The organism is Cellvibrio sp., assembly GCF_053579595.1.
This window is the reverse complement of the sequence record NZ_JBRFPI010000170.1, coordinates 1-9,308: the sequence shown is the minus strand read 5'-3', so window position 1 is coordinate 9,308 and position 9,308 is coordinate 1. Positions and strand designations below refer to the sequence as shown.

Here is a 9,308-nt window from a genome sequence, read left to right as displayed (position 1 = left end):
TGCCGCCGATGCTACCGCTGCACTTGATTTACTTGCCAACCCTGATCATTCCCTTCCCGATTTAATCATCACTGATCTGCGTATGCCTAATGGCGATGGTTTGCAGCTGCTGCAGCTATTACATGATCGCCATCCTTCGCTGCCGGTGATTGTTATCTCTGGCGCCGGCGTGATGAATGATGTGGTAACCGCGCTGCGGTTAGGCGCGCGCGATTATTTGATAAAACCGGTGGTCGATTTGGAGGTGCTAGTCCACTCGATCAACAAGGTGCTCGACCAACAGGATTTGGAAGAGGAAAACCAGCGCTATCGAATTCAATTGGAAGATGCTAATCGGGAGTTAAAGGAAAATCTGCGTGTGCTTGAGCGCGACCAGATTGCCGGGCGACGGGTGCAGCGCCGTTTGATGCCTTCGGGCTTCACAACTGAAGAAGGTTATACTGCTGCCCATACCATTGTTCCATCCCTGTTCCTCAGCGGCGATTTTGTTGATTACGCCCACATCAAAAAACGCTATCTCGCATTTTATTTGGCCGATGTCTCAGGGCATGGCGCTTCTTCCGCATTCGTCACCATATGGCTCAAACACCTGGTTAGCCGTATGGTGCGTGAAGAGGGGTTGTTTGGTGACGAAAACTCTTTTGCGCAAGGCGCAGATATTATGTTGCGTCAGATCAATCGTGAACTACATGACACACGCCTTAGCCATCATCTCACGCTTTTTGTGGGAGTAATCGATACTGTTACCCATCAAATGCATTACGTTGTGGCTGGTCATTTGCCGATGCCCATTTTGCTCACCGATACTGGCGCCGAATATTTGACTGGGCGCGGCAAGCCGGTCGGCATTTTTAAGGAAGTTAACTGGGAGGTTTACGAGCGGCAGTTACCAGAGAAATTTGCTTTGGTCTGTTTTTCTGACGGCGTATTGGAAACCTTGCCACAAACGGAGTTACAAGACAAAGAAGCCCATTTATTAAAACTAATTGCTTCAAGTAGTGGCAGTTTGGATTCTGTCTGTAATACTTTAGTTATAAAAGAAGTTCGCGATAACCCGGATGACATTGCAGTCTTGTCCATCGCCCGAGGTGTTAGTTGATGAAAGCCGGCCAGATTTTAGTTGCCGACCACAATGGGGTCTATGTGATCAAAATGGTAGGCGACGTACGCCTGACATTGTGTATCTCCTTTGATCAATTTATTGATGCTATGTTCAAGAGTGAGAGTTTTACCTCAGTACTCTTTGATCTCTCTGAGGCTGAGGCTATCGATAGCACTACATTGGGGCTGATGGCGAAAATCTCTATCCTGGGACAAGAACGGCGCGGCATTACGCCGGTGATTTTGGCGAGCAATCCCAGTATTCAGCGTATTTTGCAGACGATGGGGTTTGGCGATATTTTCACGATTGTCGATAAATTGGATGCACCAATGTTAGCTGGGCAGCCACTGAATTGTATTAATTGCAATGAGCAGGAAGTAAAAGAAAAAGTACTGGAGGCGCATAAAATTTTGATGGGGCTAAATGCCAGTAACGCCGACACTTTCCGCAATTTGGTCAATATGCTAGAAAGCTGCTAATACCCTCCCTTTATTTGAACGCTGCATTAATTTCTGCGCTTAACAAACTCGCCTTAACCAGGCTTTTGGCGCGTATAAATTCGGTGTGTGGCACATAAATCAAATCGGCCACTTTGCGAATAATATAATCCTCGTATTTATCCAGATTGCCATCGGCATAGGCCATTTCCCACATGGCTTTCATCAGCTTAAATTTCTCTTCTGTTGTGCAATACTGATTAATCAGCTGGGTAAATTGATGCAGTGATGTTGCGTGGTTAGATTCGTTTTTAGCGAGGCTAATAAGCTCTGTCAGTTCGTCATTTGATAGCGAAAATTTGCGCTCAAGAATGACCGCAAGGTTGTTCATTTCCGCTTCGGAAAATTGATGGTCAGCCATTGCAACTTCAACCAGCAACGCGGCTACCGCCAATTGTTTTTGGTGATCAGATAATACGGGCGAACTGCCACCTGCAGGTTGCAGGTGGCGCTCGATAAAGCGCGAGAGTTTATTGAGCACGGGCTTTCAACAAATTCTCAAGATTGATCTGGTCTTTCACAAAACCGCGAATGCCTTCAGCCAGTTTTTCGGTCGCCATAGCATCCTGATTCAAGCCAAAGCGGAAGCTTGTTTCAGTTTCGATGCGTTTGGCAATTGCTTCACCCGTGTTGTCAGGCGATAAAACGCGTTTCAATTCGTTTTTGTCCTGTTCCAACTCTTGCAGCAATTGTGGACTGATGGTCAGGCGATCACAGCCAGCCAGTGCTTCGATTTCGCCAATATTACGGAAGCTTGCGCCCATCACTACTGTTTTGTAACCGTTTTGTTTGTAGTAATTGTAAATATGGCGCACAGACACTACACCCGGATCTTCTTCAGCGGTGTATTCTTTTTTGTCAGTATTGGCTTTGTACCAATCCAGAATACGACCCACAAATGGAGAGATCAAAAACACACCTGCATCTGCACAGGCAGCAGCCTGGTTAAAACCAAACAGCAAGGTGAGGTTGCAATTGATACCTTCTTTTTCCAGCACTTCAGCAGCTCGAATACCTTCCCAGGTAGAAGCGAGTTTGATCAGAACGCGTGATTTATCAACACCACCTTTTTCATAAAGGCTGATGAGTTCGTGGGCTTTGGCAATAGAGGCTTTGGTATCGAACGACAGGCGTGCGTCGACTTCGGTTGAAATGCGGCCGGGAACGATTTTTAAAATTTCCAAGCCAATACCCACTGCCAGATGGTCGCAAGCAGCGCTTAATTGTTGCGCGCTATTGGTGATGCCTTTGCTGGCATCGATCGATGCCGTGAGCAAATTCTGGTATTGCGGCATTTGCGCAGCCTTATATACCAGTGATGGGTTAGTGGTGGCATCCAGCGGTTTGTACAGGCGGATGGCTTCGATGTCGCCGGTATCGGCAACTACATCGGTAAATTTCTTCAGTTGTTCAAGTTTGCTAGTCACAGTGGTAATCCTATCTCTGAAAGTACAAGTGGTTGATCTTCGTTTTATTGCCGTCAGATATATTATAGTCGTTATGACTTTATGCGGAAAGCAGTCATTTTTTATAAGCTGATAATTCAATAGTGTCGGAGGCCTTAAGCATTCCCGGCGTCAACTGTATTTGCTAATGGTAACTCATTTAATACAGCAAGGGCGCGCTCAAGCACCTCAATTCCTGCATCGGTTTTATGCGCCTGTTCGCTGATAATCCGGCGGAATTGGCGCGCGCCCGGCAGACCTTGGTAGAGCCCCAGAATATGGCGGGTCAGGTGATTAAGCCGCGTTCCTTTGGCCAATTCTTCAGTGCAATACTGAATAAATTTTTGCATGACCTCAGCGCGGCTCACCACGGGCTTGTCGATTCCGTAAATCTGTTGATCGACCTGCGCGAGAAGATAAGGGTTGCTATAGGCTTCGCGCCCGATCATCACTCCATCCACATGATCCAGCAGGCTTTTGCTTTGCTCCAAGGTGGTGATGCCGCCATTGATGATGATATTTAAGTGCGGGAAATCCTGTTTCAGCTGATACACCTTGTCGTACTGCAGTGGTGGAACTTCGCGATTCTCCTTGGGGCTTAGACCTTTTAACCAGGCTTTGCGCGCATGGACGATAAACGTGTGACAGCCGGTTTCGGCGATAGTGCTGACAAATTTAACGAGGCCTTCATAGTCGTCCATATCATCAATACCGATGCGGTGTTTGACGGTGACAGGGATTTTGACGGCGTTTTGCATAGCGGCGATACAATCGGCAACCAGCTCGGGCTCTGCCATCAAGCAGGCGCCAATCATGCCATTTTGTACGCGATCACTCGGGCAGCCGCAGTTGAGATTCACCTCATCGTATCCCCAATCTTCTGCAATACGGGCACATTCGGCGAGGGCGATGCGATCGCTGCCGCCTAATTGCAATGCCAGCGGATGTTCGCAAGCGTTGTAATCCAGAAACCGCGATTTGTCACCGTGCAGGAGCGCGCCAGTGGTAACCATCTCCGTGTAAAGCACTGCTTCTTTGGTCAGCAAGCGCCAAAATGTGCGGCAGTCAGAGGTTGACCACTCCATCATGGGAGCCAAGGTAAAACGACGATCAAGAGTTTGGGCTGAAGTCATTAGTTGGTGGAATTCTGCTGCGAGGGAAATAAAAATGCGGCCATGGCCGACAGGTGTTTTATGATAACGATATTTACTTCCTGCTGCACGGTAAACTGCAGTTCATTGCATTGGATAACTTCTCTATGTCACTAACCCATATAGATTCCCAAGGGCACGCCAGTATGGTGGATGTCTCGGAAAAACCTGCCAGCGTACGCGAGGCGCGCGCCTTTGCGCGAATCTTGATGAGGCCGGAGACGTTGGTGCAAATTAAAGCCAATAGTCTTAAAAAAGGTGATGTACTTGCAGTTGCACGTATTGCTGGAATTCAAGCAGCAAAAAAATGTGCGGATTTGATTCCCCTTTGTCATCCATTGGCGTTGAGTAAGGTCGCAGTAGATTTTGTAATTGATGACCAGCATTCCACCGTGGAAATTACCAGCTATTGCAAACTCACCGGGCAAACGGGCGTTGAGATGGAAGCGCTGACGGCAGCCAGCATTGCCGCATTAACGATTTACGATATGTGTAAAGCTGTCGATATGGAAATGGTCATTGAGCAGGTTTGCCTGCTGGAAAAATCTGGCGGTCGGCGTGGGCATTATCTTAGGGGAGAGAGTGAGCAATGATCCGGGTTTTATTTCTGGCCCAACTGCGCGAGCAATTGGGCGCTGCTGAGTTACAAGTTGTGGCTGAAGATGTTGTTAGCATCGCTACCCTCAAACAATACCTTGTGGCTGGTCATCCGCATTGGGAACAATTTCTTTCCAATAGCAAACTGCTAGTCGCGGTAAATCACCAATATGCAAAAGCTGATGTGGCACTAAAAACAGGTGATGAAGTTGCTTTTTTCCCACCTGTTACCGGAGGCTGATATGTCTTTTTCGATTGCAGTGCAAACGCAGGATTTTGATATCGGGCACGAGTATGCTGAATTGGTTGCAGGTGATACTGCTGCAGGTGCAGTGGTTTTTTTTGTGGGGCGGGTGCGCGATATGAATCATGCGCGCGATGTAAAAAGTATGTCGCTCGAACATTATCCCGGCATGACAGAAAGTATTTTGCAGAACATTCTGGATGAAGCTAAAGCGCGTTGGGAATTAATTGCTGCACATATCGTGCATCGCGTTGGTGAATTGCAGGTTGGGGATCAAATTGTGTTTGTCGGTACTACTAGTGCACATCGTGAACATGCATTTCAGGCCGCAGAGTTCTTGATGGATTTTTTAAAAACGCAGGCGCCTTTTTGGAAAAAGGAGCTAACTACTCAAGGGGCTGTGTGGGTTGAAGAAAATGTTAAGGATGTTGATGCAAGTAAGCGTTGGTGAGTCTAATTGTTATATTTGATTCAAAAAAATGGGCGCTAGGGCGCCCATTTTTATTATCGGAAAATTACAAATGTGCTGGCTCTGAAGCCGGAGCAGTTTTGTAGATCCCGGCGTATTTAATACCGAAATACATGATGTACAAATAGCAGGCAGCAGGCAACAAGAAGGAGATTTGCAAGCCAAAGGTATCGGCTAAAGCACCTTGCAGTAAAGGCACTAACGCGCCACCAACAATCGCCATACACAAAACGCCAGAACCTTGGCCAGTGAATTTGCCGAGGTTGTGCAATGCCATGCTGAAAATGGTTGGGAACATAATAGAGTTAAACAAACCCACCGCTATAATCGCCCACATGGCCAGCTTACCTTCAGTGAAGGTTGCGGTTAATACTAGCAATACAGCGCAGATGCAGTTGAATGCCAGGGTTTTGCCTGGGCTGATATAACGCATGACTGCAAAACCAATAAAACGGCCAATCATTGCACCACCCCAGTAATAACTTACCAAATGTGCTGCGTCGGCTTCTTTCAGACCGGCAATATTTTCTTCGCCAAAAAAGTTAATCAACAAGCTGCCGATCGCGACCTCTGCACCAACATATAAAAATATACCGATTGCACCCAGTACCAAATGTTTATGTGAGAGCGCAGATTCTTTGTTGGAGGCCATATCCCCTGAGACACCAGGTTCGTCCTCGTGTTGAATTTTTGGCAATTTGGCAAAGGCAAAAAATAATGCCAAGCCAAGTAATGCAGCAGCAAGTGCAAGATAGGGGCCTTGAACAGATGCCGCTTCTTTTGCGCGGTATTCAGCAACTTCTGCTGCGGGTAATAAATTGAGTTGGTCGGCCGTTAACACCGCACCGCCCAGAATTAAAATCCCACCCAACCACGGGGCAATGGTAGTGCCTAAGGAATTAAATGCTTGAGTCAGTGTTAAGCGGCTGGATGCGGTTCTGGCTGGGCCAAGCACCGTTACATAGGGGTTCGCAGCAACTTGTAAAATAGTAATGCCGGAGGCAAGTACAAATAATGCAAGGAGAAAAATAGCATAGCCACTGGTTGCTGCAGGATAAAACAATGCGCAACCTGACGCGGCGATAATCAAACCGGCTACTGCACCGTTCTGGTAACCCAGTTTTTTGATGAGCGCACCGGCAGGTAGAGAAATAACAAAGTAGGCGCCGAAGAAGCAAAATTGCACAAGCATTGCCTGGGTGTAACTCAGGGTGTAAACACTTTTCAGATGTGGAATCAAAACATCATTCATTGATGTTAAAAGGCCCCACATAAAAAACAGAATGGTGATGATAATCAGGGGTACAGTGTTGTTACCTGCGTCCACCGAGCTGTGTTGCGTTGATGAGCCTTGCGGAATGCTGGCCATGGTTCTACCTCTTGTTATAAAAATGGTCTGTCGTTGTCGTGGTCTTAAATTGACGATTGCCGATTAAAAGCGTGCGCCAAGCGCGCGGTACTATAATCCAAGCCTATAAGGCTGTCACATTGTTTGTTCCCGGTTTACAATCACACGCGCAATATTCTTCTTGTAGTCATTTTGACTCATATTTGTTTGACTCGATATTGACGGATAACTGCGCACGGGCACCCAACCAGAGTGCGCGATAACAATAGCGATAAAAAATCAACCTTGAGGTGAGTACTGTGGCAAAAGCAACCATCGACGACGTGGCCGCTCTGGCGGGCGTATCCATGAAAACAGTGTCGCGTGTTGTCAATAATGAGCCGAATGTTCGCCCTGCGACTCGCGAAAAAGTTGAGGCGGCGATCAGCGCTTTGGATTATCGCCCCAATCAGTCTGCGCGCAGTCTGGCGGGCAACCGCTCTTATTTGCTAGGGCTTATTTACGGTCATCCCAGTGCGCACTATGTGTTGGATATCCAGGAAGGGGTATTGGAAATTTGTCGCCCGCAGCGTTACGAATTACTGGTGCATCCGGCCATTCATCGCGACCCGAATTTGATTAATGAAGTGACCGATATGATTTTGGAGAAGCGGGTTGATGGTGTAATGCTGACGCCGCCGCTATCCGACAATATGAACGTTATCAATTTATTGAAAAAAATGAATATCCCGTTTGTGCGTGTTGCACCGACGGAGAATAAATCGGCATCACCCTACGTTGAAACAAATGATGAAGAAGCATCCTACGATATGACCTGCCAACTTATCGCGTTGGGGCATGCGCGCATCGGGTTTATCTGCGGCCATCCTGATCACCGCGCTATGTCATTGCGCTATGAGGGATATAAAGCGGCCTTGGTGGAAAATGATTTGCCGCTGCTAAAAAATTTGGTAGAGCAGGGCGATAACTCATTTGAATCCGGTGAAATGTGCGGGAAAAAATTGTTGGCGGATGCCCAGCGGCCGACTGCTATTTTTGCGGCGAACGATGATATGGCTGCGGGGGTGATGATGGTTGCCCATCAGATGGGAATTAAAATTCCTGCACAATTATCGGTAGCAGGATTTGACGATACACCTGTTGCACACCAAATCTGGCCGGCCTTGACTACGATTCGTCAGCCTATTCGGCAGATGGCAAAAAAAGCGACCGATTTGTTGCTTAAGCAATTAAAAGGACGCGAGATCCAATTACCTGCCAGTATGCTGAGCTCCAGTATTATTGCGAGAGAATCTACCGGGCCGTTAATTAAGCCCAAAGATAAACATTAATAATTTAATTTAGCACTTCAATAAAAAATGCACCCGAGGGTGCATTTTTTATTGGGAAAAATAGTGAATTATTTTAGTGAGCTTTTAGTTCAGGTGTGTTGTGAATAAGCCACGCGGCAGAGCCAACCAGTGCAGCTTTATCATTCACAATCAATCGAATTGAAATGTCGCTGACATATCCCGCCATAGGACCTTTGTTTTTATAGCGCTCAAGGAAATGGGATTCCGGCAGCAAGCCCATCAGTTTGGGTGTGAGTCCACCACCAATAACAACACCACCGCGTGCACCGACGGAAAGTGCTTTATCTCCTGCTACTTCACCTAATACATCGCAGAAAGTCAGTACGGCTTCGCGGCATAGGGGGTCTTCATTCGCAAGGCCTTTGGTGCTGACATCAGCAGGTGAGTATGGTTTTGCTTCAACACCTGAATTGTGTGCGAGAGCACGATAAAGTGTCACGAGGCCGCCACCTGACAAAATATTTTCGACCGATACGTGACTTTGTTCTTTCAACAGAAATGATTTGATATCCAATTCTTTTTCATTCGTTGGGGCAAAGCTGGCGTGGCCGCCTTCGGTAGGGATAATCTTCCAATTATTTTGGCTGGGAACCAACGCTGCCATACCAAAACCTGTTCCAGGTCCCATCACGACAATTGGTGCGTCAGGATTGGATTTATTGGATTCGTAGAGAGTGACTAATTCATTTTCTTTGAGGAAAGGAACTGCATATGCAAGCGAGGCAAAATCGTTGATGACATGCAGGGTTTTCATTCCCAATTGATCGCGCAGGCCGTGAATTGAAAATTTCCAATTCAAGTTAGTCATGGATGCCTGGCCATTTTCGATTGGGCCGGCAATCGCTAAACAAGCATAATCAGGAACATCAACGCCAAATTTTGCGCAGCATGTCCTAATCATGGTGGCCATATCGACATAGTCGGCACACTTGAGTGTGATTTGGCGCTCTGCGGTGTAATTGATTTGGCCATTTGTGCCGATCTTTTCTGCATCAAATTCGACCAGTCCAAAACGGCCATTGGTGCCGCCGATATCTGCAACCAGTAACAGGCTCATGTGACTCCTCAGCTTCTTTTATAAGAAGATCAAATAGTTATAGGGG

Annotated in this window: 11 protein-coding genes; 6 read left to right on the top strand and 5 right to left on the bottom strand. The window is 47.1% G+C overall.

Annotated features, from left to right (window positions below):
• Both ACWA6V_RS11730 and ACWA6V_RS11725 read left to right on the top strand, forming a co-directional pair.
• The coding region (locus tag ACWA6V_RS11730; RefSeq protein ID WP_449522660.1) for a PP2C family protein-serine/threonine phosphatase at positions 1-1,099 on the top strand (1,099 nt) is incomplete at its 5' end.
• Positions 1,099-1,581 (top strand): STAS domain-containing protein, encoded by a 483-nt coding sequence (locus ACWA6V_RS11725; RefSeq protein ID WP_449522659.1) that lies wholly within the window; start codon positions 1,099-1,101, stop codon positions 1,579-1,581. The genes ACWA6V_RS11730 and ACWA6V_RS11725, both read left to right, overlap by 1 nt.
• A gap of 10 nt (positions 1,582-1,591) precedes the next feature.
• Here ACWA6V_RS11725 and ACWA6V_RS11720 read toward each other — a convergent pair whose 3' ends face one another.
• The 3 genes from ACWA6V_RS11720 to dusA all read right to left on the bottom strand — a co-directional run bounded on the left by ACWA6V_RS11720 (position 1,592) and on the right by dusA (position 4,177).
• Positions 1,592-2,080: a tellurite resistance TerB family protein gene (locus tag ACWA6V_RS11720; RefSeq protein WP_449522658.1), complete on the bottom strand. Its 489-nt coding sequence runs from the start codon at positions 2,078-2,080 to the stop codon at positions 1,592-1,594.
• Positions 2,070-3,026, bottom strand: a complete 957-nt coding sequence (tal, locus tag ACWA6V_RS11715) for a transaldolase (RefSeq protein ID WP_449522657.1) — start codon at positions 3,024-3,026, stop codon at positions 2,070-2,072. The genes ACWA6V_RS11720 and tal overlap by 11 nt, the downstream gene beginning before the upstream one ends.
• Positions 3,027-3,160: 134 nt before the next feature.
• The gene (gene dusA / locus ACWA6V_RS11710) at positions 3,161-4,177 is read right to left on the bottom strand and encodes a tRNA dihydrouridine(20/20a) synthase DusA (protein WP_449522656.1); all 1,017 of its coding nucleotides are present in this window, start codon (positions 4,175-4,177) and stop codon (positions 3,161-3,163) included.
• Between the two features lie 125 nt (positions 4,178-4,302).
• Here dusA and moaC point away from each other — a divergent pair, with 125 nt between their 5' ends.
• From moaC to moaE, 3 genes are read left to right on the top strand one after another with little or no spacing between them, the layout of a single operon-like run.
• Complete coding sequence (gene moaC / locus ACWA6V_RS11705) at positions 4,303-4,788, top strand: cyclic pyranopterin monophosphate synthase MoaC (protein ID WP_449522661.1); 486 nt, start codon at positions 4,303-4,305, stop codon at positions 4,786-4,788.
• Positions 4,785-5,033 (top strand): molybdopterin converting factor subunit 1, encoded by a 249-nt coding sequence (moaD, locus tag ACWA6V_RS11700; RefSeq protein ID WP_310069825.1) that lies wholly within the window; start codon positions 4,785-4,787, stop codon positions 5,031-5,033. Before moaC ends, moaD begins: the two co-directional genes overlap by 4 nt.
• 1 nt (position 5,034) lies before the next feature.
• Positions 5,035-5,487 carry a molybdopterin synthase catalytic subunit MoaE gene (gene moaE, locus ACWA6V_RS11695; protein ID WP_449522655.1) on the top strand — a complete coding sequence of 151 codons (453 nt, stop codon included), beginning with the start codon at positions 5,035-5,037 and terminating at the stop codon, positions 5,485-5,487.
• 64 nt (positions 5,488-5,551) lie between these two features.
• Here moaE and fucP read toward each other — a convergent pair whose 3' ends face one another.
• Positions 5,552-6,874 carry an L-fucose:H+ symporter permease gene (gene fucP / locus ACWA6V_RS11690; protein WP_449522654.1) on the bottom strand — a complete coding sequence of 441 codons (1,323 nt, stop codon included), beginning with the start codon at positions 6,872-6,874 and terminating at the stop codon, positions 5,552-5,554.
• A gap of 278 nt (positions 6,875-7,152) precedes the next feature.
• Between fucP and ACWA6V_RS11685 the strand changes: the two genes are divergently transcribed.
• Positions 7,153-8,184 (top strand): LacI family DNA-binding transcriptional regulator, encoded by a 1,032-nt coding sequence (locus ACWA6V_RS11685; protein ID WP_449522653.1) that lies wholly within the window; start codon positions 7,153-7,155, stop codon positions 8,182-8,184.
• Between the two features lie 73 nt (positions 8,185-8,257).
• Here the strand turns inward: ACWA6V_RS11685 and glk are convergent, their stop codons facing one another.
• Positions 8,258-9,262, bottom strand: a complete 1,005-nt coding sequence (gene glk / locus ACWA6V_RS11680; RefSeq protein WP_449522652.1) for a glucokinase — start codon at positions 9,260-9,262, stop codon at positions 8,258-8,260.
• Between the last annotated feature and the right edge of the window lie 46 nt (positions 9,263-9,308).